We start from the raw sequence: 23721 nt of genomic DNA, 5'->3' as shown, positions 1-23721 counted from the left end.
ATCAGCACAGGCGATAGGCGAAATCGCCGTCGCTGCCCAACTCGATGTTCAAACTCTGGATCGGTTTGTCCTGCGCCATGCGCTCCAGTACCCGCTGCGCCAATTCCGGCATGAGAGTCTTGGACAGAATGTTGTCGATGTTCCGGGCACCGCTGTCGACTTCCGTGCAGCGCGAGGCAATGGCTTTGACCAGCGCCTCGTCATAGCTCAGGACGGCCTGATGATTGCGCTCGAAGCGCTGGCGAATGCGTTCGAGCTTGAGCGCGACGATGCGCTCCAGGATCGCGTCCTTGACCGGGTAGTAAGGAACGATGGTCAGGCGGCCGAGGAAGGCCGGCTTGAATACCTGGTTCAACTCGTCACGCAGCCCTTCGACGATGTCTTCCGGTGTCGGTTGCGGCTGGGCATTGAGGCACCACTGCATGATGCGGTCGGTACCGGTGTTGGACGTGAGGATGATCACGGTGTTGCGGAAGTTGATCTCGCGACCTTCGCCGTCATCCAGCACGCCTTTGTCGAACACCTGGAAAAACAGTTCGAGCACGTCCGGGTGGGCTTTTTCCACTTCGTCGAGCAGTACCACGCTGTAGGGCTTGCGCCGCACGGCTTCAGTCAGCACGCCGCCCTCGCCATAACCGACGTAACCCGGAGGCGAACCCTTGAGGCTCGAGACGGTATGGGCTTCCTGGTACTCGGACATGTTGATGGTGATGACGTTACGCTCGCCGCCGTACAGGGTGTCGGCCAGCGCCAGTGCGGTTTCGGTCTTGCCGACGCCGCTCGGGCCGAGCAACAGGAACACACCGATCGGCTTGTTCGGGTCTTCCATGCGTGCGCGGGAAATCTTGATGCGCTTGCCGATTTCGAGCAGTGCATGGTCCTGGCCGAGTACCCGCTCGCCCAGCAATGCAGGCAGGCGCTGCACGGTTTCGATTTCGTCGCGCAGCATTTTGCCCAAAGGAATACCGGTCCAGCCGGAGATCACTTCACCGATGGTGCCGCCATCCACCAGGGCATGCACCAGCGGCTGCTCACCCTGGACGCTGGCCAGTTCGGCGCGCACCGCGGCAATTTCCTGAGCATCCGGCGATTGGTTTTCCGGGTGGCTGAGGGCGCCGAGTTTTTCCACCAGTTGCAGCTCGCGTTGCCACTGTTGTTCGAGGGCATCGCGGGTTTGCTGCTCGCTGAGCAACTCGGCGTTGAGGGTGGTCAGGCGTCGGGCATGGTCGCTGCCTTTGGCGGCTTCCTGCTCCAGCACCGAGATTTCGGCTTGCAGGTTGTCGATCTGACGCTTGCAGTCTTCCAGCGGTCCCGGCTGCGCCGATTGCCCCAACGCGACCCGGGCGCAAGCGGTGTCCAGAACGCTGACAGCTTTGTCTGGCAGTTGGCGTCCGGTGATGTAGCGATTGGACAGGCGCACGGCTTGCACCAGCGCTTCGTCCATCACCGTGACTTTGTGATGCTCCTGCATTTTAGCCAGCAGGCCGCGCAGCATGTGGATCGCCTTGTCTTCGTCCGGCTCTTCGACCTTCACCACCTGGAAACGGCGGGCGAGGGCGGCATCCTTCTCGAAGTACTTCTTGTACTCGGCCCAGGTGGTCGCCGCGATGGTGCGCAACTCGCCACGAGCCAGGGCTGGCTTGAGCAGGTTGGCGGCATCGTTCTGCCCGGCCTGACCGCCAGAACCGATCAAGGTGTGCGCTTCATCGATGAACAGAATGATCGGGTGCAGGCTGCGCTTGGTTTCTTCAATGACTGACTTGAGGCGGTTTTCGAATTCGCCTTTGACCCCGGCACCGGCCTGCAGCAAGCCCAGATCCAGGGTGTGGATGGCAACGCCCTTGAGCACCGACGGCACGTCACCCTGAACGATACGCAGGGCCAGGCCTTCAACCACAGCGGTTTTACCCACGCCGGCTTCACCGGTGAGGATCGGATTGTTCTGGCGGCGGCGGGTGAGAATGTCGACCATCTGCCGCACCTCGAATTCGCGGCCCAGCACCGGGTCGATCCGGCCTTCGCGAGCGCTTTGCGTGAGGTTGATGGTGTATTGATCGAGGGCCGGGGTTTTGCCGTTGCCTTTGATCGGGCTGACGCTGGCGCCGCCGGTTGTGTCCAGTGGCTTGGCCTGTTGCGACTCGGCGCTGCCTTCCACCAACGCGTTGAGGTTCACGCGCAAATCATCGGCGTTGATTTTCTCCAGCTCCGCCGCACCCGCGATCACCACCCGGCGCAGTTCGTCGTCATCGAGCAAGGCCTGCAACAGATGGCCGGTGCGGATCTGCGCCTGGCCGAATTCGATGGACGCCAGCACCCATGCCTGCTCGATCATGCGGGTCAGGTGCGGGGACAGCGCAGGCGTGCGGGTATTGCCTTTCTTGAACGTCCCCAGCGCCGTCACCAATTGCGCCTGCAAGCGTTCAGGCACCACGTCGTAATGACGCAGGATGGCTGGCAGGTCGTTGTCGTGGCTGTCGAGCAACTGCAACAACAGGTGCTCGATCTCGACATCGTAATGGTGTTCCGACAGGCACAGCGCCGCGGCGCTTTCGGTGGCGGTACGGCTGGTGTCGTTCAGCTTGGCGAACAGGGACTTCAGGTTCACAGGGAGACCCCATCAAAAGGAATGTGGAAGAGCGCGCAACGGGAGGGTTCCACGTCGACGCCTGGTCGTTTGAGCCAACCGAGCCGGCCCAGCGAAACGTTGCCCTGACGACCGAGGCGGGCGACGGGGACGGCTTGGGGTTTGAGCTTGGGTGCCAACTGGAAATCGAGTTCGGCACCGACGTAGAAGCGCACCAGCTCAACCAGTTTCTGGTAGTCGACGCTGCCCGGCTGCAAGCGTTGATAGTCAGCCAGTTCCAGCGGCGCCGTTTCGATGCGCACGCACGATTGGTAGTCCCAGACCCGGTTGCCGGCCACGGCGCTTTGCCCGAGCACAGCGTTCTTGCGCCCCAGCTGCGTGCATTGGCTGGCATCGAGCTTCAGCCAGCGACCGGCAAACGGCTTGACCTTGAATGGCAGCGAAAAATAGAAGTTGAGCATCACTTCCAGGTTCAAGGCATTGCGTGGCTTCTGCGCGAACAGGCCGGAGAAGTAGCTGAACAATTCTTGGCGCAGGGGCGAGCCTTGTTTGTCGAATTTCTGCTTCTGCGCCTCGGGGCCGAACCCCACCAGATTCAGCAGGTAGCGGTCGAAATCCGAGCTGCCGTTACGTTCGTACTCGATGTAGAACTTGTACTTTTGCCAGGCTTCGTAGAACAGCGTGGTCATGCGATGCGAAAAGATGTCGAGGAACGCATGGGCCGCGTCATCCCGGTACTGGATGTGCCGTTCGATCAACAGCTCGGTGTACGGGCGCGGCAAGACACCCGACGGCCCGACCAGGCCCATGAACGTGACTTGCACTTCAGACAACGGCAGGCCGGCCACGGACACCTTGCCTTCACGCTCAAACTGCAAATCGCTGACTTCACTGGCCGGGAAGTTGAGCGACAGCTGCGAGCGAAAGCGCAGAGGGTCTTCGTGCGGTCGGGTCTCCAGGTCCATGCGCCCGGTTCTGCTGTAATGCAGGCGAAGCAAGCGCACCAATTGGAAAAACTCGAATCGGTGCGGCTCAGCCCTTGCCTGATCAATCAGACCAGGGGTTGATCGCCGGTTCGCGGTGGCCATTGGACGACTCTCTTTTCGCGCTGCAAGGTGCGAAGGGTTAATTGGGTAAAGCTGTTCATCGAGCAGTACTGACCGAAGAAGTGGTCGAGCACCATGCCGAACAAAAACACACCGCTGCCGGTGTATTGGCTTTCATCGAAATTGAGGGTGATGCCGACGCCGCGCACGAAATTCGGTCGCGGGTGGCCGATGCGCGCAACCACCGGTTCGCTGCTGACCGAGACGATGCCGTTGATCTGTTTGCGGATCGCCGAGACGTTGCGGTAGTTGTAGAGCGACAACAGCTCCAGCAGCACCTCGCGGCCACGGGACACCAGCGACATGTGGTTCAGTGACAGGTGTGAAATCAGCCGCCAGATCACCCCGTTGCCCAGCGGCACGCGCGCGGTGGCGGTGGGCTTGCGCAGGCAGCGGATGTCCTTGATCACCGAGTTTCCGGGAATGTTGAAATCACCGCGCTCGCCACCGAATGGCAACATCAGGGGCAGGTCGCGATTGCTGCAAGTCAGGCGGATGCTCAACGTGTCGTTGTTGGACTCCATCAACCCCAGCTCTCGGTCCACCACCCGGATAAACACGTTCGAGCCATCGCGCTGTCCGGTCTGCACGGCACGGCGTCGGGCAATCCAGAAACTCTGGCCGGGGCCCTGATCGCCACGGGGTTCGAAAAACGGGTGGCAGGTGCCGACCTGATCGATGCCGCCGACCTTGCGCACGCGCCGCACGCGATCGATAGACACCACTTCCGCCGAGCTTTGCAGGCGCACATCCGGCGTCACCGCGTACTCGTGCTGGGCGTGGGTCAACTTGATCGGCTCGGCCTGCTGACGGAACAAATTGATGATCGGCGTGCAATTGAGCTTGAAGTTATTGCGCCCGATGTTTTGCGTCAGGCGTGCCAGGCGGTCGCTGAGGTCGTAGTCGGAGAAGTAGAAATTGACCTCGACCTTCTCGACGTCCTTGCCCGCCAGAATCCGCGCAAAGCCCGACAGGTCGAAGAACATGAATTTATCGGGGAAGGTGAAGTACTCGTGCAGAAGGCGATAGCCGAGGAACGAGCGCTCCGAATAGTCCACCAGGCCTTCGTCCAGACCATAGCCGACGGCTTTCAACGCGTTGGCCGGCAAGACGACCTCGCGGGTGCGCCCCTGATCTTCGAAGCTCAGCGTGGCCTTGGCCAGGTTGTTGAACAGCAGTTCGTACAGTTGCAGCATCAACGTGCTTTCGCCGTCGAGGAAAAACCGCAGGCTGTCGAGTTCCATCTTGCCGAACATCACATCGGAGGTCGCGACCAGACCGATGCGCAAGCGCGCAACCAGGTCGGCACTGTGGCCGTTGAACGCCGAGCGCTCCATCTCGATGAATGACGCCTGTTGCACCGACACCGGCCACAGCTCGACCGGGTAGCAGGTGCGGAACTTACACACCACGCCATCAATCGGGTTGGCACTGAGTTCGGTGTGCCGGGGCACACGGAAGGCTTCGGTGACTTTTTCCTGTTTGCCCAGATTGAATTCGACGATCGACATCGACGGGGTAGGGCGCAGGTAATGGGGGTACAGCACTTCAAGAAACGACTCGACGATTTCCGGCAGTTCGTCGTCGAGTTTTTTGTGCACCCGCGCCGACAGGAACGAGAACGCTTCGATCAAACGCTCGGTATGCGGGTCTTCGCAGTTATCGCCCTCGATGAGCAACCGCGAAGCGATTTTCGGGTACTGGCTCGCAAACTCCTGGCCCAAAAAGCGCAGGTGCGACAGTTCCTTTTCGTAATAGGGCAGCAGTTCGTCGAGCATCAGTTGAGGTTCTGCACTTTGTATTCCTGGGTGTTGACCTGCAGCACCGCGTCGAAGGACACCTGACGGGTGACGTCTTGCAGGCGCAGGACCGCGTCCACACGAAAGGTCAGCATGCGTTGGCCAGTCTGTTGGGCGAGCAGTTGCACTTTGACGCTGCGAAAACGCCGGTCGCCGACCGTGATCGCTTTCTCCAGTTGCCGCTGGATCAGCAGGCGATCCTTGGGATCAAGCACGCTGCGGCTGGTGAAATCCGGCATGCCGTAATCGAGGATGCTGCCGCTCAGGTTGACGAAACCGTCCAGCTCGTTGGCGACCAGGGACTGGCGGGTGTTGACCAGGATTTCCAGGTCGCGAACGATGCTGGCCTTGTAATCGGCCAGCGAACACAAGCGCTGCGATGACGCTTCGATGGACTGATGCGGACGATCGTCCAGCAATCGGTCCAGCAGTGATGGCAACAGCTTGTGTTGACTGGTCATGGTGCCTCCCTGGCAATGTGCTTGATCAGCCGCGCGTCGATTGCGGCAGTTCAGCGACCAGGCGCAACGAAGCGGTCAGTTCGTCCAGTTGATAGTGCGGGCGCAGGTACGTCACAGCCTTGTAGACGCCCGGTTTGCCCGGCACTTCAAACACCTCGGCACGCGCTTCACGCAACGGGAACTTGGCCTTGGCTTCCTGGCTCGCGGTGTCGTCCAGCAACACGTAGCTCGACAGCCACTTGTTGAGGAACAGTTCGACGTCTTTGCGCGAGGCGAAGCTGCCGATCTTGTCGCGCATGATCGCCTTCATGTAGTGGGCGATGCGCGAAGTGGCGAAGATGTACTGCAACTGCGCGGAAAGCCGGGCGTTGGCGTTGGCGATGTCGGTGTTGTATTGCTTCTGCTTCTGCGTCGACTGGGTGCCGAAGAACGCGGCGTAGTCGGTGCCTTTGCAGTGCACCAGCGGAATGAAACCGAGGTCCGACAGCTCTTTCTCGCGGCGGTCGGTAATGGCGATTTCGGTCGGGCACTTGAGGGCGATTTCACCGTCATCGGTCTTGAATGTGTGGGTCGGCAAGCCTTCAACCAGACCACCACCCTCGACACCACGGATCGCCACACACCAGCCGTAACGGGAAAACGCATCGGTGACCCGGGTGCCCAGCGCGTAGGCGGCGTTCATCCACAGGTATTTGTTGTGGTCGCGGCCATCAACGCTTTCGACGAAGTTGAATTCCTCGACCGGCGTGGTATCCGGGCCGTAAGGCAGGCGACCGAGTACGTGGGGCAGGGTCAGGCCGACATAACGCGAGTCTTCGGAGGCGCGGAACGACTTCCACTTGGCGTATTCGACGGTGTCGAAAATCTTTGCCAGATCCCGTGGGCCGGACATGTCGGTAAACGAATCCCAGCCAAACAGTTCAGGCGAGGCCGCCGAGATGAACGGTGCGTGGGCAGCCGCCGCGACGTGGGAAATCTCTTCGAGCAGGTACATGTCTTCCGGGCTGCGGTTGAACTCGTAGTCACCCAGCAGCATGCCGAACGGTGCACCACCGAAGGTGCCGTACTCTTCTTCGTAGATCTTCTTGAACAGCGCGCTCTGGTCGAATTCGGAAGCGGCCTTGAGGTCGCGTACCAGGTCTTTCTTCGAAGCATTGAGCAGGTGGATCTTCAGCGTAGTGCTGGTTTCGGTCTGGTCGACCTGATATTTCAGGCCGCGCCAGGAGGCTTCCAGCTGCTGGAACTCACTGGCGTGCATGATCTCGTTCATCTGCTCGGAGAGCATCGCGTCGATCTCGGCGATGCGCGCGTCGAGCACGGCGATCAGGTCCTTGCTAGGCGTCATTTCGCCTTCCAGGATCTGGTTGACCAACTCGCCGATCAGGTCGCGGGTGCGGGTGCGCTCGGTCTCGGAGCGGGCCACACGGCTTTGCGAAATGATGCTGTCGAGCAGCGAGGATTGCGCGGTGAAGTTTTCCACTTCAACCAGTTCGCTGTCCTGTTGAGTCACGGTTTGCTTGTCGTTCATCGCGAGGCTCCTACGCTTTGCCGTCGGTGGCTGGAACGGCGGCTTCGCGACCGAATTCCTTGCCCAGGGTTTTCAACTTCTCGGTGTTCTGCAACACATCCATCAGTAGCTCTTCGAGCTTGTCGTTGCCGCCCATCTTGTTGCGCAGGTCCGCCAGCTTGTTGCGCACTTCCAGCAGCTTGCGCAGCGGCTCGACTTGCTTGACCACGTTCTGTGGTTCGAAGTCTTCGAGGGCGTTGAAGTTGAGTTCGACACCCAGCTGCGTGCCGTTCTTCGCCAGGGTGTTGTCGACCCGGTAAGTCAGGCGAGGCTTGATGCCCTTGAGCACGCCGTTGAAGTTGTCGCGGTCGATGAAAATGAACTTGCGGTCCTTGAGCTTCGGCAGCGGCTCCAGCGGGTTGCCGGAGAAATCGCCCAGCACACCGACGACAAAGGGCAGCTCTTTCTTTTCCTGAGCGTCGCCGATATCCACGTCATAGGTGATATGGACCCGAGGCGCGCGAACGCGGTCGAGTTTGTGCTGGGTACTTTCCTTCTTCGCCATCGTGATCTCCTGTGCGAACAATTCGCCGCAAGTCGTTTGCGTGTCGGTTCAATGGGGGCCGAGCGCGTTACATTCCTTCGATCGTCAGCAGCAGGCGCTGACGGATTTCATCGTTCATTTCCATGATGTTTTCAAAGCCCACCAGTTCTTCGAAGCTGGTGTTGCCGGCGATCTGGGTGCTGCTGCGGATCACCGCTTCGTCGGGCAATTGCGAGCGAACCGGCGAGCTGATGACGCAGAAGGGCAGGTCGCCGAAGTCCTTCAAACGTTCGAAACTTACGGGGAAGCGCAAGCCTTCGAGCAGGCGGCTGATGCCGGGCGACTTGCTCAGGCAGTAGAACAGCACCAGGTAATGCACCACGAAGCGGTACAACTCGGCGCTGCTGCGATTGGGGTCTTTGATGACCGTGCGGAAACGGGCAAGGTCGAATGAGCTGAAGCCAACCACCCAGCGCACGGGGCTGGTGATGCGAATGGATTGGCCGCTTTGGGACAGCACCTTGTCGTACTCCAGTGCAAACAGTTGCGGAGTGGTGCTGAGCAGGTTCAGGGGCACTTCGAGTTCATTGACCAGTTGGAACGGAGTGCCCGAGCCGATGCGGTCGTAAAGCTCCTTGAGTTCCTTGAAATGGTGCTGGGTTTCGCGGCCGCTGCTGCGCTGTGCACCCTGCAGGTACTCACCGAAAAACGCCTGCGGACGAATCAGCAAAGCCAGGGTCGCCAGATAATCCGAAGCCTGCGCCTTCAGCGCATCAGAAATGGCCCGGGTCTGGCTTCGCAGCTTGATCAATGCTTCAACATCAAAAAACGTCTGAGTCATCGGTACATCGTCCTTGAACACTCCATGCCTTCCTGGATAAAAAAACCGGGGCATGTCGAGCGACAGATTTCTCGAGTGAACAGCTGTCCACGAGAGGTGATTGCTAATGTTCGAAACCAAAAAAACACACTGCCGGGGATAACCGGTAGTGTGATGCTGGCATATGGATATTGAGTTGCCAGTAACGTCGTGTATGGCAACACGTCGTATCGAAAAGTTCATTCGAGAACGGATTTTTTCTCGTTTTTGTTACACGCCGCAATGATGTCGGCTTGCCATTACTTGTGGGGTGTGTCTGTCGGATAGTTCCGAAAGCCAGTTAATTCAATGGTTTCAGGCAGGTTGTGGATCCAATTTTAAAATGAAAATAATTTGAAAAAGGTGAATCGGTTCACCCAACGCCTGCTTGATGATCCGCTGAGGAAAGGTTGAAGGATAAGTGTCATATAACCGGGGGGAAGTGATGGCAATTCAGGATGTCCGAGATATACAAGGCGTCCTTTCCATTGCTGAACGAGTGTTCGGGCAATATGACGTTACATATCGCCGATATTTCTGTATAACGCGCCGGTACGAGTGCGCCCCGTAACTTTCATGTCGGGCCGTGCAATAGCGTGGGGGCTTTCGGGCCTTCGTTAAATGGAATTTATGCTCGCCACGGATGTAAGGCGACGCGACTATTGAGGCCCTGTCTCATGAGAACGTTGAAACTCATTGCCGTACTTATTCTCCTGCCGCTTTGCCTTGGTTTGTTTGGCGCCTGGGAGTTACAACGCAGTTCGGAAAGCATCAAGGAATTCGCGGCTATCAACGCCGAACTGGGTGATATGCATGTCGAACTCGAAGCGATGGCTGCAAAGCCGGGATCGAGCTCGGCAATGGTCGATATCAATGGCAAGCGCATGAGTGTTGCCATGGCTCTATCGCGTATTGCTGACGCCGAGCACGACCTGACCATCCTGCAACCGGTGAGTGCCGTGATGAGCAATCTGGCCAAGGGTGTCATCGCCCTCGGCCTGCTGGCCTTCTTGGTCGGCGTATTGGGTCTGCTGGGCTTGCGCTGGGCCGGTGCCCGCGCGAGTCATTCCCGTGAACGTTTGCTGCACACCTTCAGCCGGGTTAGCCGCCTGTTGCCGTACCTGCTGGTGGGGCACATCGTCGCCATGGGCGCGGCGGTGGCGGCCATCCTCGGTTTCGAGGGCCTGGGGCTGTGGCACATGGGGAAAATGGCCGCCGGTGAATTCAAGCTGATGCTCATCGTGTTGATGCTGATGCTCGGTTTCCTGTATTCGATCTGGCAGATGGGCAAGCAGCTGCCGGTCATGCTGCGCATGTTCCAGTCCACGCCGATGAACGTTCTGGGCCAGATGGTCACACCGCAACAGGCGCCGGCGCTGTGGGCCTATGTTCGCCAGCTGGCGGAGCAACTCGGCGCGCTGGCGCCCGAGCACATCGTGCTGGGCATGACCGAAGGCTTTTACGTCACCTCCAGCGACGTCAACCTGCTCCCGGCAGACACCACGCTCAAGGGGCGCACACTGCACGTGCCGATGCTGTACCTGGGCCTGCTCGATTCGGCGGAGACCGGCGCGGTCATCGGTCACGAACTGGCGCACTTCGCCGGTGCCGATACCGAGTACAGCCTGCGCTTCGTACCGATCTACGAGGGCATCGGCCGCAGCCTCGGGGTGATTGCCGAAACCATGTTGCAAAGCGATGTGCTGCAACGCACGACCCTGTGGCCGGCGTTCATGCTCGGTGAGTATTTCATGGAGCGTTTCGATCATGCGGTGAACCATTGGAGCCGCGTGCGGGAGCTGGCGGCGGACGCGGCGGGCGCGAAGCTGACAGGGAATATCGCCATCGCTTCGGCCTTGGTGCGCATCTCTGCCATCGACCCCTTGTTGCAGCAGGGGGTATCGACCCATGTGGCCCGAGCGACCAACCCCAGTGCCGAACACGTGCGTACCGGCGATTTGCCAGGCAGCCTGGTGCAGGAACTGGCCGCGCAGACGCTGACCCTGCCCGAGGAGGAAATGGCGGCCAGCCTGCCGCATCCATCGGACACTCATCCCTCCAATCTCGTACGGCTGGAATCCCTGCAAGTCACGGTCGAAGAGGCCGTCAGCCGCGGCACCCGCCCGATCAACGCGGCACAAGCCTGCGCCGCGATGGATCACTATTTCGCCGATCCCCAGGCATTGCGTGCGCGCATTACCGAGGACTTTCTCGGCCACTACGTGGAGCAGGATGCGGCGGTTGTGCAGGCGTTGCGTAGCCATGCCAGCAATGCCACGGAGGAAGTCCGGCTGCATGAAGGCGCACGATTGCGCGGGTGGATTACCCTGGGTTGCTTCTCGTTCTTCATGCTGTTGGGGTTGGGCCTGCTGATCCTGCCGTACCTGCTGCCGCAGGCTTCAGGGAGTAACAAATCGATGATACTGGTCGCTGGTGGGGGGCTCGTCGTATTGATGGCATGCCTGCTGCCGTTCTCGTTGCGCTTGCTCAAGCGGTCGAACAAGACCGCGTTGTTGCTGACGCCCGAACACTTTGTTTTTGCCAACCTCAAGGCACCACTGCCGATTCGGCACGTCGCTGATTTTGGTCTGCAAATGGGCCAGGGGCTGCACTTGAATCTGCTGCTGGAAGACGATGCCCCGATGCCTGAGTTGGCCTCGCGCTCGTTCTTTTCGCCTGATGCGAAGCTCGACAAGAAAAAGCGCTGGGTCCAGTTGCAGTTGATTCAGTTCTGCCGGGACGACAAAAAGCTCAAGAATGAGCAATTGGCGGAACTGATCGGTACCTACCTCAATGCAGGCACAGCGCGGCACTTGCTGCAGCAGCGATTCGAGCAGGCCTGAAGGCTTTCAGCATCGGCAAGCGTGGGGCGCCGGGTTCAAAGGCTCCCTGCGCAAAGCTGATGAAGGTCTGATAACAGCCCTTGCAGTTCGTTGTTTTCGTCCAGCAAGGGTGTTGCGTTTTCATACAGGACAATGTCGTTGATCGAACCCATGCCGCCGTACAGCGACATCAATCGAGACAATGCGTACGCCGTATCCCGGGGTAGCGCACGCCCGCCTTTCTGTTCAGGGCCAGGGAAGTGGCCAACGATGTTGAGGGCACGGATGTGGAGGGTTTCATGAGGTTCTTTTTTGAATGAGCGACTCGGGCCAGATCAACGACCATTTTCAGCGAGATATTCAGGTAGCGTGCAAGAAAGCCATCGAGCAATTTCGCCAAGCGCACCCCTCCGCCGATGTCTGTGGGTTTGCGCTGTACTCAGACGCCGATGCGCGGACGCTGGTGCCGTCGTTCAACACGGCTGATCACTTGGCGCGCGTGCAGGCTGAAGATCCTGCTGAGCGAGCGTATTTCAAATGGTCACCCGCTGAATGGAGCCACGTAACCTTCGGTGGCGAACACTTCAACGCCCTGTCGAGCCTGTTGTGGGACTTGGCTGATTCGATTCCCGATGAAGATTTTGCACGTCACCGCGCGCTCGTTTTTGAACACTGTGTTGCGGCCTTGAAGTCGCTGACGACGTGCACGTTTGAGAACGCCATTTATGTATTCGCAGTCTCTGACTCTCAAAGCGTGCCGGAAGAAATCGCCTGGATTACGCAACTCAATACCCCCGAGCAAGCCCTCGAATTCAAGACATGGTTAGAGCAGGTCGAGCAATGAAAGGCATGCACTTAACAAGGATGCGCACATGACACTGCCCCACTTTATTTATCATCCAGATCCCGTCGGTAGCGGTTCGGTGCAAGCCTCTTACGCCACTTGCGTGAGCTGCAATCAGGCGCGAGGCTACATTTATGTGGGCCCGGTATACGCCATTGATGAATACGAAAACTGCATCTGTCCTTGGTGCATTGCCGACGGGAGTGCGCACCAGCGCCTGGGCGCGACGTTTGTCGATGACGGGAGTATCGGCCTGGACGTCGAAGACACGCTGAGCGAGGCGCAGATCGCCGAAGTCAGCCAGCGCACGCCTGGTTTTAATGGCTGGCAGCAAGAGTGCTGGTTCACTCACTGCGACGACGCAGCCGAGTTTGTCGGCAAGGCCGGTCATGCAGAGTTGCTTGAACTGGGCCCGGAAGCCATCGCCGCCGTTCAGGACTCAACAGGATTGGAGGACGGTCCGCAGTGGCAAGCGTTCTTCAATGCCCTGGATAAGGATCACGGGCCTACCGCCTACCTGTTCAAATGTCGCCACTGCGCCACGCTGGGTGCTTACCAGGACAACCATTGATACCCAAAGTGCGCAATCCGGGGCGACCCACAAGGAAGAAACTCTGATGACCGACGATCACACCCCCGACTTCACCAAAGTCCCCACCGGCATGCTGCCGTTCCCGCCTGTTGAAGACGTGTTTGTCGCCGATCAACTGGAACTGGCCAACCATCTGCATCCTTTGTTCAGCTTGGATATCAGCACCGTAAACCCCTTGTGGTCGGGTGTGCTGCACATGCTCAGCCCGTTGGAACCGTACGAGGGCCTTGTCGGCGAGCTGACCGAGTGGGACGGGTGCCATGGCTGCCTGCTGAAAACCAACTGGATCGGCTTCAAGGTCGAGCAAGGGCGCTATCGCTTGTGCGGCGATCCACGCTACTTCTTTCTGCACGAGGGGAATGCACAGCTGGCTGATCCTCACCCGGAGGCGAGAGCGGATCTGGAGCGGCACTACGCCGATCAGCACAGCGCTTTTGCCGCCACCGTTGAAATGTTTAAAACCAGCGGCGTGCTGGCGCGTGAGGATGGCGAACCGTTGTATGCAGTGGAATTTGTCGCGCAACTGGGCGGCGAAATCGATGGCTGCGCCAACTGGGTGGAGGCGGTCGAATTTCCAATGCACATCGTTGAACTGGACCCCGACCGCGGCGATTCGAATGTCTACCCCCTGAGCCCTGCGAATAACCGGTTTTTCCACGTGGCAAGCGTTCCGGGCTGGCATTACCGGACGGCCGGCGCAGACATGATCGTCATGTTCTACGAGCCGATTGAAGGCTTGGTACTATTCACCTTCGATTACAGTTGAATCCCATGAACAAGACCGAACTGCAAACTCTTGTAGTCAGAGTCAAAAAGTATCTCTTGATTATCTTTTTGCTCTGCCTTGTAGGCGCTCTCATCTATGCGTACCTGCACAAACCGGCGTTTCCTTCTGAGATAGTCCTGAAGCAGGACTTCATTGCGGGGCAGTCGATCTACATCGTTCAAGATGCCAGAGATCCAGATGAGCCCAAAAGCCTGAGGTTCTACGTCAACAATGGCGGCGGCAGGAATAATGAGACGATGAAGGTGCGCCTCGGCAAGACCCCGGCCTTCCTGGTCTCGGACACTGACTTGAAAGACGTGGTAATCCAGCGTGTCTCCAACGGCCTGCACATCAAACTCAAAGGCGCAGTCTCGAATTACCGGAGCAACCTTTACCTTGAAGACGGCGACACTTACACCACCTACCGTGTAAGCCTTGAGCAAGTCGAAACGCGACCGCCCTTGCCGAGCGGTCGGTAAGCTTGTTTCAGCAAGGCAATCACTGCACAGAAAACCGCAATCGCCAGCGCCGGCCACTGCATTGGCAAATCGATGATACTGGTTGCTGGCGGGGGGCTGGTCGTATTGATGGCGTGCCTGCTGCCATTCTCGTTGCGCATGCTCAAGCGGGCGAACAAGACGGCGTTGTTGCGGACGCCCGAGCACTTGGTATCTGCGAACCTAAAGGCGCCATTGCCGATCCGGCACATCGCCGATTTTGGCCTGCAAGCGTGGGGTGCGAAGTTCAATGGCACCCTGCGCAGAGCTGATGGAGGTCTGATAGCAGCGTCTGAAGTTCGTTATTTTCGGCCAGCAAGGGCGTTGTGTCTTCATACAGAACAACGTCGTTGATCGAGCCCATGCCGCCGTACAGCGACATCAATCGAGACAGCGCGTACGTCGTATCGTGGGGCAGCGCAAGGCTGCACTCCTCAAGTCTGTCGGCCCATTGCGGGTGACCGAATCTCCTCAGTAGTTCTGCTGTTCGGGCAAGGTTCAAGGAGATCTTGCAGATGTCTTTCATGGTGACAGTCCTGAGCGAATCATTTATCAAAGTTCACAACGCTGACGGAACCATTGTGCCAATCGACCGAGTAACTGAGGCCATTCCAGTTACCAACGATCAACGCCCCGTTTTTGTCGCACTGAAGACTCATGTAGGGCTTGTCTGCTTGCGTGCCGTGGGGACTTTCCTGGATGAACCAAACCACCTTTCCATGCCTCGATAGTGCAAGGATGTTTTTGTTGAAAATGACATTTGAAGGGGACTCGATCAGGACCGCGAGCCTGTCGTCATGCTGCAAGGCGACTTTGACCGGGTGAGGCAGGTGAATGGATTGATCTGCTATCCAAAGGGTGCCGTTGTCAACGTGGTACCAGGTTTCGGTCATGACGTTACCTCTAGTGTTATCCCTGAAGTCGCAGCAATTTCATGTGCGAGGAAAACTTTCCGGGGGCAACCCGTTAGGCAGCTGAATCTTCAGGCCGCGTGCAATCTGAATGCCTATGTAGAAGGCATCCCCCAGTACGCCAGCAAGTTCAGGATCGTCGGCTTCAAACTCTTTGCTGGCCCAAGCGCCGATAGTCAATTGGTGCAACCGGGCTTTATCTTTTTCAACGCCCAGCAACACGTCTTTGATGAATTGCAATTGGATTAACGAGCTTGAGTAGATCTGGAACTCTGGACAGCCGTTGTATCTCAGGGCGGTGATGGTTATCGCATTGTCGATGTAGTCGAGGGCCGTTATAGGCGTTTTCAGACGGCGGTCCTTATCGGTTCCAGCGGTTTGATAGCTGCGCGACGCTACGTACTCATCAAACATTCGAACCTGCTCACCGGTCAGGGCACAGTCTCGATCATAACCAACGCGTTTTCTATATGTCAGGAATTGTTCTGATTCTGGTCCATGGGACAGCAGCGAAACAATCGCCGCACATTGCGTGAGCCAATAGATCTCGAACGAGGATTCAGTGCCTCGACAATAACCAAGATCTGTCGCTTTGCCGTACAAGTCACTCGCCAGTTGGCTGGCGTAATCGCGGTTTATCGTGGTCTCTGAAGTCCCGTCGGCCGGGTCATTCGCTATGACGAAAACCCGATAACGCTGCAACAGGAGGGCATCCACAAGCGTCAGGTCCGGGCAGGCGGGGGGCATCAGCGGGACAAACACTTCTGGCTCACGATTGATCGGTAGCCAGGACAGGTTCCTTTCCACTCGGGAAAGTGGGTTGTCCACTTCGGTCTGGGGGGCTGCATCGACAACCTGCTCGGTGGGGGCGGGTGGAAGAGCGGTCTTTTGCCCGAATAGGGTTTTCAAACGATGCAGTAGTTTTGACATGGGATGTCCGTTCAAGGATTTTGATTTTGAGGGCAGCGGTCCACGGGGACGAAGTGACGAGCTTGCCTTAGATGGCCGTTCCTCTATTGGCCCCCGGTTGCACAATCAGAAGATCATCCAGCTCTCTGCGGCGACATCTCATGGCAAACGCCAGGGCTGTATCAAGATCCGTTTGGAAGAGATCGAAGTCTGCCCGGTCAATTTGGTAATACTCCTCGTAGTCGACCATGCCGTTGCTGACTGGAATCGACAGGTAAAGGCGACCTGTAGTCTCCTCGACGCCTAAGGTAAATATGTGTTCACGGCTTGTGAATACGTCACTGAGTTTCATCGTGTCCTTGAACTGGTGTCTGGGGTATTTATCCGTGTCGTTTCAGCGATTCCCATAAATCACTTCGTCCATCTCGTCATGGAGTGGGGCGCTTTCGAATAACTTTTGCGCCAGGTCTTGAATGTGTTCTGACCAGGCGACCGTTCTGACCCATTCTTCAGGCATGCCCGTCACCCCATACAGTGCCCCGGCTATCTGGCCGGCTGTAGCTGCCACGCTGTCGGCGTCGTCCGCCAGATTGGCCGCCAACAGGATTGCATCCTTGAAGTTGTCGGTGTTCCAGACCGCCCACAGAGCGGCTTCCAGCGTATCGATGACATAGCCGGAGGAGCGGATCTGATCGCGGGTTTTTTGTTTGTATTCGCCAGCGTTGATGATCAAGGGGCGGGGATACAAGGCGCGAACCATTGACGACAGGGTTTCTTCCTTGTTCGCGCCATTGAGGGCCAGGTGCAGTTGAGCGCCGAGCAGTTCGCAGCAATTTACGGCTTCTGCAGCCCTGTGGGTGCAGCGGCTTTGTGCCGCGCTTTCCCGCCAGGTACCGGACAAGGAGTGGCGACGGAAAATGGCGGTCGGTGCCAGCCTGATGATCGACCCGTTGCCGGCTGTAGATGGATGATCGTTGCCGTACCAGTCGACGCCCTGCGCCAACCGACCTTCAAGCGCGGTACGAGTGGCGTTGCCAATGTCAAAGCACTTGCCGTTATGGCTGTTTTCGCCATTTTTATACCAGCTACAAAGCCTTTGCGAGTAGTCGAGGAAATCCTATTGAGTGTTTGCCACGTAAGTGTCTGCGAGAGCCAGTGCCATGCTCGTATCGTCAGTCCACTCTCCCGGTTTCAGCTTGAACGGGCCTCCGCCAACCATGTCACTGACATGTTCACGATCCCGGGGCAGAAACTCGAGTGTTGTGCCCACGGCGTCGGCAATCGCGAGCCCCAGCAGGCAACCCTTTGCGCGGTCCAGCGCCTGCTCTTGAGTGAGGGTGCAAGGCCTGGAAGTCAGCCACTCAGGCTTCCTGACCGGAAATTTGGGTGCGTCCGGCTGCAACATAGGGTCCATGCGCTGAAGCAGCTGAGGAGAGGGCGGTGGGAGCAGGTGGTCGTAACGCTCAGTGTATTGGGTGAGCGCTTCGTTGGAGCTTCTGAGATCAATAAGGTTTTTTAACATCTTGGCACCAGGCAATGATCTGTCACGATGTATCTGAGTTCAGATTCGTTCAAATGCGTCCCACAACATCTGTCGAATTGTATCCAGTTTTGCGTTGGCTGCGATTCGCTGCTCCGCGGTACCTCGATCAATGTAGACGTCGGAGAAACCTGATTTACTGCCTGCCATAGTTCTATACATTGAAGTCGCTTGTGCCCATTCATTACTGTCCGGTAAAGGGTCGTCGGAAAGTAGGCGGATTATCGCGTTTATTCCTGAATCAAAATTCTGGCAGCTCTCACTGTGAAAGATTTCTTTGAGCGTAATAAGCAGTTCTGTCAGGTTTGAGTTTGTCATGCGCTTTTGTACACTCAACTCACTCAGGTGAGTAATATTGTATAGACCGAGAACTGTGGGCATCTAACGCCTATCAGTTGTGAGCATGATCGTTTTTTCGACATGCTCAAGTGGCGTTGTTAGCTCCATGCTGTGCTTGTGTTGACTGAGTTGGATAATTTTTCACTTGACGGAGCGCTCCAAAGAAAGGAGCTCTTATGGCAAGTGCGCTTTAATTCTCTTGGCGAGATACTCGTAAAAATTGTTCGCGTACAATAAATTTTCCCCTGAAGGGATTCTAACGAAGATCTGACATTCCTCGCCGTTATATGTATCGTAATCGAAGAAAAAAACCTCGCCCAAGTCGGTTTCGCTGATAACTACCTTTTTTGCGGTTGTTGATTTATGTTTGAGGCCATTAATGTGCTGAAAAACTATATCGCCACCATTGATGTCGTCGAAGTCCATTCCATAGATACTATATATTTCCTCCGATCCGACTTCTCCCCCTGCATAGTTCAGAAGGAACCATTTGTAGGACGTAGGTAATTTATGGCAGATTCTTTGCTCGGCTTTTACTAACCAATCATCAGTCACTGCGTCAGCGGGGGATCCAAATGCAGCAATATCCGGATGTTTTTTAATCAGGTCTTCCAGCTGAGAAGGTGTCATGTTTTTCAATTGCCTTTCGCGTAGGTTAGTGCTCGATTGTTCCAGTAGTCGCTTTTCCATCGATCAAACAGAGATCTGTCGATCCCAGAGGGTATTGTATTCGGGTTTATATGTATAACAGAACTAAATTTTTGATGGAATGTTTGAGTGAGCTCAGCTATTGCCCCGTTTTGAGTCTGTATCATGTGATGAAGGTTGATTGATTTCCCATCGATGCCTATAGGTGCTCGTCCGCTTGCCATGCGCTCAAGATTGGTACCGGACACAAGTTTTCCGCGCTCTCTCCAGGTGGTCATCAAATCTGGGTCAAACAGATCGTCTCTCTGAAACACTTTGTTGCCGTTAAAGTCGACGGGAGGCTTGGACCAGTATTTTCGTAGTTGACCGAGGTATGTATCGACTTTTTTTTCAGGGATCTGGCTGGTTTTTGGAGCAGTGGTAAAAGGAGTATCCATTATTGGCTCAGCCTTCACCAAATGCGCCGGTTCCCTCACCCGCAACTCATCCCGAGCCAGCAACTTTTGCTCATTCCTTGCCAACCAACCCGCCAACTCCTTGTTCGATATCTCCGCCTGAAGCTTCGCACTGCGGGTCGCGATGCTTTCCATGCTGTTCATCACACCCGCTTTCATCTGACCACGTGTCAGGTAGGTGACGATGGCGGTGAGCAACAGCAGTACAAGTTGCTCCTGTCCGCGGGCCAGTTGTCGTGCCGCGCGTTCGACGCGCTCTTGTACCAGTGCAGCGGAGCCGCCGCTGGGGTCCAGGCCGGACGGTTTGACGCCTTCTTCGGCGTGCCAGGCCGTGGCGATGCCTTCCTGCAAGGTCGAGAGGCAGGCGGGCAGGCCCTGGTAAAAATACTCGGCGATGGCGGACAGGCCCAGGCCCATGAGAATCAGGTTGCCGACCTGCAAGCCGATACCGGCCCCGGCAGCGGCTCCGGGGGCAGCGCCGACGCCGAATGCGAAGGCCCCCGCCGCGCCGCCGGCCACGGTGCCGATCGCCACGCTGCCGCCGAGAATCATCGAGACTTCCTTGACCAGTTGCAGCAGCACCGGCAGGATCTGCTCGATTTCAATCGAGGCCCATTTGCGCTTGAGGTCCATCTGGATGATCGGGTAGGAGAGGGTCATCGCCTGATGCACCGCATCGATGCGATGACCGCCCATGTAGCCATAGGCCTGGCTCGCGCCATTGCTGACACGCCGGGTGAAGCCGTTCCAGTTGTCGTGAGCACTGCGCAAGCCGTCGTTGACGCCCTGGTTGAGCTCGTTGAATTTCTGGTCGAGGTTGCGTTCGACATCGGCCCAGCTGGGCACGTTGGCTAAAAGATCCATTTACTCTTCACTGTCCTTGGGGAAAAGGCGCTTCCTTGTTGCTGCGGTCGAGCTGTCGAATATCCGACTTAACATCAATGTCGAAGTGATGGCTATCTGCCGCACTTCAGACTGCGCGGCGGGATGGAAAATTCAACATGGATCCCATTTTTTGTTATTCGCATTACATTCGGCAATGATGGCAATAAGGCATTAGCTGCCAATCAGTGGCACCTGACTTCCCGTTCATCCTTGATATATCGGCGTTTCTGGCCAGCCAGCGGGACGATAATTATTTTTCAGGGAATGTCCTGAACTGAGTTCGAAGTGCGTGGAAGTACCCGCATTAACTGAGAGTGGGTTGACACAGTGCATGACATGGGTGTCTCCTTCCCGCGTTCAGAACCTGTGATACCTGCAAAAGTGTGACAAATTTCTCAAATATTTTTTGAGTGATGGCACTTTCATACTGTCTTGAGGTCGCAGTTCCTGACGTAATATTTCGTGTGAGCAGTTTCGCTGGATGTTTAAGAGAGCTCGATGGAAATGAAGAGTGTTCTGTAGGTTGTCTCTTACAAAACATACAGATTGACTCATGCCGCCGTCCGAAAACATAGGGTGGCGAAGTGTTCGCCCAAATCAATGTTGCGGCAAACAGCGTTTAACCCTCTTACCTGATTCGTTATGCGCAGTGGTTGAGAGAGGGCGGTAGCTTTCCACTGTTTTCAAGGAGATACACATGTTGATGGACCTTGCCGCAATGCTTTCCCCGCAAAATCGGCGCCTGTTCAAGTTCAAGAACCTCGCCAACCCCGAGCAGCAATTGTTGCTTGAGTCCTTCAGGGGAACGGAAGGTCTGTCCCGTGCGTACAACTTCGAATTGCTGCTGGTGTGCCAGGACTCCGGCGTCGAGCTGAAGTCGATGATGGGCCAGCACGTGGTTCTGGAAATTGAGCTGGCGGATGCCTCGCCTCGTTACCTGGCAGGCTACCTCACGCGGTTTGCCAGCATCGGCAGCGACGGTGGAATGGCCCGCTATACGGCGACGCTGAACCCGTGGTTCTCGATGCTGAAAAACCGCTTCGACACGCGCATCTTCCAGGGCTGTACGGTGGAAGATGTCGTCACCCAGGTATTTGCGTTGTGCCCGGCGTTTTCCCGGCACGAGTTTCGCCTGAGCAAGCCGCTCAAGCATTACACCTACATCACCCAGTACCGTGAAACGGACTTCAACTTTGTCCAGCGCCTGCTGGAAGAAGAGGGGATGTTCTACTACTTCGAGCACACCGCCGAAGGTCACACCATGATCATCTGCGACGACTCCAGCACGCTGCTGCCGTTGCCTGAACAACCGCAGATCCGCTACCACACGGCATCGGTCACCGAGACCGCCGACTCCATCACCCAATGGAGCGGTAATCGCCAGTTGCAATCTGGGAAAATCGCGGTCCAGACCTTCGATTATCGTCAGCCGTCCAATCGCTTGCCGGTCGCCATGAAAAGCCTGAACAAGCAGGGCGATGTCGACGAATTCGAAATCTACGACTTCCCCGGCCAGTACACTCACGGCACCTACGACGAAGGCGAAACGCTGCTGCGGCTGCGGGTCGAAGCGCTTGAGCTCAAGGGCAAGAGTTTTCATGGCGCCAGTAACTGCCGTGCGATGAAACCCGGCTACACCTTCGAACTGCTGCAGCATTACGATCACGATCAAGGCCCTGCCGAGGATCGTCAGTTCCTGCTGATGAGCGTCGAAAGCGAAGGCCACAACAACTACCTCAGCGGGCATCAGGCGAGTTATTACAACACCTTCGCCTGCGTGCGCAAAAAGATCGTCTTCCGACCTCAACTCACTACTCCGCGCCCGACCATCTCCGGCCCGCAAACCGCGATCATCGTCGGCCCGCCGGGGGAGGAAATCTTCACCGACGAACTCGGTCGGGTGAAGGTGCAGTTTCACTGGGACCGCAAGGGCGAGCACAACGACAAGAGCTCCTGCTGGGTCCGCGTCGCCCAGGCCGGTGCCAGTGGCGGTTTCGGCAGCATCCAGATTCCCCGTGTGGGCGATGAAGTCGTGGTGGTGTTCCTCGACGGCAACCCCGACCGCCCGCTGGTCATGGGCAGCCTCTACAACAGCCAGAACACGCCGCCGTGGGCATTGCCGGCGAACAAGACGCAGAGTGGATTCCTGACGCGCTCGATGAAAGGCGACGGCGGCACGGCGAACTTCTTCCGCTTCGAAGACAAGGCCGGTGCCGAGCAGATCATCATGCACGCCGAGCGCAACCTGGACACCGAGATCGAGGTCGACGAGATCCACAGTGTCGGCAGCAATCGCACGATCACGGTCGGTGGCACGCACACCGAAACCATCAAGAAAGACACGCTTATGAATGTCCAGGAAGGCTCGCTGACGATTCAGGTCGACAACCAGTTCATTCAGGTCAATGCCAAGCAGCACATCATTCTTCAGGTGGGCGGCAGCAGTATCAAGCTGACGCCCGAAGGCATCGAAATAAAGGGCGACGCCATCGATATTCTTGGCAAGAACACCTACGTCCACGGTGACCGTGTCGATATCAACAAGTGAGCAATCAGACCATGGTCAGGACCAGTATCTACGACCGTATTTCCGAGAAGCGGCTCGCGGCCGAGACACTTGCGCGACAGCAGTTACAGGAGGCTGCCGAGGCTTCGCCCGCTGTCATCGAGCCTGAGCCGGTAGCGGTGGTGCCGCTGCAATTGACGCGCAATGAATTGAAAGTCGCGGGGCTGAACCTGGTAATGCCGCAAGGCTTCAATTTCCGCGACATCGATACAACGCTCGAAAAGCATGGGCATCCCGTCACGCTCAGTGTCAAGCGTCGTCCTGCACCTGAAGGGCTGACGCTGCAACGCTCGGTGCAGTTGTATGTGGAGAACCTGCGCAAAAACCACCCCGACGTCACCATTGTGCGCCAGAGCGATTGCCTGCTGGCTGGCAGCCCGGCGATAACCCTGGATTATATATTCACGGCGGGACAGGAGCGTCGCCACGGTAGAGCGACCAGCGCAGTCATCCAGCCCGGCCATGGTAACGAGCGCCAATGGTTGAGCATGTCGACGATGATCAATCCCGCTCATGCAGAGCTAGCCGATTGGCTGATCGAGTTCGAGACGATGCTCGAAAACATCAGCGTCGACTAAACATTTTCCCCTTTCACGCATTCACGGAACACACGCCCAATGGACTATCAGCTTCAGGAAGGATCCATCACTTTGCCGGAAGGTTTTCAGGACCGCACGGTGAACATGTTTGTGCTCGGCAACAGCATTCCTGCGCCGCTGAACATCACACTGTCGCGCGACAACATGCTGCCGGCAGAGGATCTGAAAGCTTACATCGAGCGCCAGGTAAAACTCATTGCCGCCAAACTGCGCGGCTATACCTTGCTCAGCAAGAAGCCGGCAGCGCTGTCCGGGGAGCAACCGTTCTCCGGCATCCAGGTGGATGCCTACTACATGAACGATGGTCGACCGGTGTACCAACGGCAGGCAGCGTTCGAAATCGAACCCGGTCGCATCCTGGTGTTTTCCACGACCAGCCAGGCTGATTTCAGCGCCACACAAAATCAGAATTGGTTGCAGCTGCTGGCAAGTTTCAAACCGCGTCAGGCCGATATGGTGTCAACCGACAGCGCCGAACAGGAGTAACC

21 protein-coding genes and 1 pseudogene are annotated in these 23721 nt (G+C 57.2%); 8 read left to right on the top strand and 14 right to left on the bottom strand.

From position 1 onward, the window contains the following. Nucleotide 1 precedes the first annotated feature (1 nt). The 7 genes from tssH to V6Z53_RS19750 all read right to left on the bottom strand — a co-directional run bounded on the left by tssH (nucleotide 2) and on the right by V6Z53_RS19750 (nucleotide 8842). A complete protein-coding gene (gene tssH / locus V6Z53_RS19780) occupies nucleotides 2–2605 on the bottom strand; it encodes a type VI secretion system ATPase TssH (protein WP_338581294.1) in 2604 nt (867 codons plus the stop codon). Next, nucleotides 2602–3672 (bottom strand): type VI secretion system baseplate subunit TssG, encoded by a 1071-nt coding sequence (gene tssG / locus V6Z53_RS19775; RefSeq protein WP_338581293.1) that lies wholly within the window; start codon nucleotides 3670–3672, stop codon nucleotides 2602–2604. Before tssG ends, tssH begins: the two co-directional genes overlap by 4 nt. After that, entirely contained in the window at nucleotides 3636–5468 is a 1833-nt protein-coding gene (gene tssF / locus V6Z53_RS19770; protein ID WP_338581292.1) for a type VI secretion system baseplate subunit TssF, read from the bottom strand. The genes tssG and tssF overlap by 37 nt, the downstream gene beginning before the upstream one ends. Next, on the bottom strand, nucleotides 5468–5950 hold the full coding sequence (gene tssE, locus V6Z53_RS19765) for a type VI secretion system baseplate subunit TssE (RefSeq protein ID WP_034150988.1): 483 nt from the start codon (nucleotides 5948–5950) through the stop codon (nucleotides 5468–5470). The genes tssF and tssE overlap by 1 nt, the downstream gene beginning before the upstream one ends. A 25-nt stretch (nucleotides 5951–5975) precedes the next feature. Next, the gene (gene tssC / locus V6Z53_RS19760; RefSeq protein WP_034150989.1) at nucleotides 5976–7478 is read right to left on the bottom strand and encodes a type VI secretion system contractile sheath large subunit; all 1503 of its coding nucleotides are present in this window, start codon (nucleotides 7476–7478) and stop codon (nucleotides 5976–5978) included. A 10-nt stretch (nucleotides 7479–7488) separates the two neighbouring features. Beyond that, the gene (gene tssB, locus V6Z53_RS19755; RefSeq protein WP_007978739.1) at nucleotides 7489–8022 is read right to left on the bottom strand and encodes a type VI secretion system contractile sheath small subunit; all 534 of its coding nucleotides are present in this window, start codon (nucleotides 8020–8022) and stop codon (nucleotides 7489–7491) included. A 67-nt stretch (nucleotides 8023–8089) separates the two neighbouring features. Beyond that, entirely contained in the window at nucleotides 8090–8842 is a 753-nt protein-coding gene (locus tag V6Z53_RS19750; RefSeq protein ID WP_338581291.1) for a hypothetical protein, read from the bottom strand. Nucleotides 8843–9537: 695 nt separating this feature from the next. On the opposite strand from V6Z53_RS19750, the gene V6Z53_RS19745 reads away from it, so the two are divergent. From V6Z53_RS19745 to V6Z53_RS19725, 5 genes are all read left to right on the top strand, one after another. Beyond that, complete coding sequence (locus V6Z53_RS19745) at nucleotides 9538–11703, top strand: M48 family metallopeptidase (RefSeq protein ID WP_338581290.1); 2166 nt, start codon at nucleotides 9538–9540, stop codon at nucleotides 11701–11703. A 295-nt stretch (nucleotides 11704–11998) separates the two neighbouring features. After that, the gene (locus tag V6Z53_RS19740; protein ID WP_338581289.1) at nucleotides 11999–12526 is read left to right on the top strand and encodes a DUF4303 domain-containing protein; all 528 of its coding nucleotides are present in this window, start codon (nucleotides 11999–12001) and stop codon (nucleotides 12524–12526) included. Between the two features lie 28 nt (nucleotides 12527–12554). After that, the gene (locus V6Z53_RS19735) at nucleotides 12555–13097 is read left to right on the top strand and encodes a CbrC family protein (protein WP_338581288.1); all 543 of its coding nucleotides are present in this window, start codon (nucleotides 12555–12557) and stop codon (nucleotides 13095–13097) included. A 46-nt stretch (nucleotides 13098–13143) separates the two neighbouring features. After that, entirely contained in the window at nucleotides 13144–13884 is a 741-nt protein-coding gene (locus V6Z53_RS19730; protein WP_338581287.1) for a hypothetical protein, read from the top strand. Nucleotides 13885–13889: 5 nt separating this feature from the next. Then, entirely contained in the window at nucleotides 13890–14363 is a 474-nt protein-coding gene (locus V6Z53_RS19725; protein ID WP_338581286.1) for a hypothetical protein, read from the top strand. Between the two features lie 265 nt (nucleotides 14364–14628). Here the strand turns inward: V6Z53_RS19725 and V6Z53_RS19720 are convergent, their stop codons facing one another. From V6Z53_RS19720 to V6Z53_RS19690, 7 genes and pseudogenes are all read right to left on the bottom strand, one after another. Continuing rightward, the gene (locus tag V6Z53_RS19720) at nucleotides 14629–14907 is read right to left on the bottom strand and encodes a hypothetical protein (RefSeq protein WP_338581285.1); all 279 of its coding nucleotides are present in this window, start codon (nucleotides 14905–14907) and stop codon (nucleotides 14629–14631) included. A 19-nt stretch (nucleotides 14908–14926) separates the two neighbouring features. After that, a complete protein-coding gene (locus V6Z53_RS19715; RefSeq protein ID WP_160389443.1) occupies nucleotides 14927–15274 on the bottom strand; it encodes a hypothetical protein in 348 nt (115 codons plus the stop codon). Nucleotides 15275–15313: 39 nt separating this feature from the next. Further along, nucleotides 15314–16222, bottom strand: coding sequence for an immunity protein Tsi6 family protein (locus tag V6Z53_RS19710; protein WP_338581284.1), 909 nt, complete (start codon nucleotides 16220–16222; stop codon nucleotides 15314–15316). 67 nt (nucleotides 16223–16289) lie between these two features. Continuing rightward, nucleotides 16290–16553: a hypothetical protein gene (locus tag V6Z53_RS19705; RefSeq protein ID WP_338581283.1), complete on the bottom strand. Its 264-nt coding sequence runs from the start codon at nucleotides 16551–16553 to the stop codon at nucleotides 16290–16292. Nucleotides 16554–16595: 42 nt separating this feature from the next. Then, nucleotides 16596–17723, bottom strand: a pseudogene (tri1, locus tag V6Z53_RS19700) (ADP-ribosylarginine hydrolase Tri1). Between the two features lie 531 nt (nucleotides 17724–18254). Further along, nucleotides 18255–18719 carry an SMI1/KNR4 family protein gene (locus V6Z53_RS19695; RefSeq protein WP_338581282.1) on the bottom strand — a complete coding sequence of 155 codons (465 nt, stop codon included), beginning with the start codon at nucleotides 18717–18719 and terminating at the stop codon, nucleotides 18255–18257. After that, nucleotides 18716–20047 carry an HNH/ENDO VII family nuclease gene (locus V6Z53_RS19690; protein ID WP_338581281.1) on the bottom strand — a complete coding sequence of 444 codons (1332 nt, stop codon included), beginning with the start codon at nucleotides 20045–20047 and terminating at the stop codon, nucleotides 18716–18718. Before V6Z53_RS19690 ends, V6Z53_RS19695 begins: the two co-directional genes overlap by 4 nt. A 718-nt stretch (nucleotides 20048–20765) precedes the next feature. Here V6Z53_RS19690 and tssI point away from each other — a divergent pair. Genes tssI through V6Z53_RS19675 form a run of 3 tightly spaced genes read left to right on the top strand, consistent with a single transcriptional unit; the run spans nucleotide 20766 to nucleotide 23719 of the window. Beyond that, complete coding sequence (gene tssI, locus V6Z53_RS19685; protein ID WP_338581280.1) at nucleotides 20766–22616, top strand: type VI secretion system tip protein TssI/VgrG; 1851 nt, start codon at nucleotides 20766–20768, stop codon at nucleotides 22614–22616. Nucleotides 22617–22627: 11 nt separating this feature from the next. Beyond that, nucleotides 22628–23212 (top strand): hypothetical protein, encoded by a 585-nt coding sequence (locus V6Z53_RS19680; RefSeq protein WP_338586532.1) that lies wholly within the window; start codon nucleotides 22628–22630, stop codon nucleotides 23210–23212. A gap of 39 nt (nucleotides 23213–23251) precedes the next feature. Beyond that, nucleotides 23252–23719, top strand: a complete 468-nt coding sequence (locus V6Z53_RS19675) for a DUF1795 domain-containing protein (protein WP_338581278.1) — start codon at nucleotides 23252–23254, stop codon at nucleotides 23717–23719. The last annotated feature ends 2 nt before the right edge of the window (nucleotides 23720–23721 follow it).

Origin of the sequence: Pseudomonas sp. MAG733B, assembly GCF_036884845.1 — a bacterium.
In the GTDB taxonomy this organism is placed as follows: Bacteria; Pseudomonadota; Gammaproteobacteria; order Pseudomonadales; family Pseudomonadaceae; genus Aquipseudomonas.
Note: the sequence above shows the minus strand (reverse complement) of the source record. Positions and strands in the feature narration are given on the sequence as shown.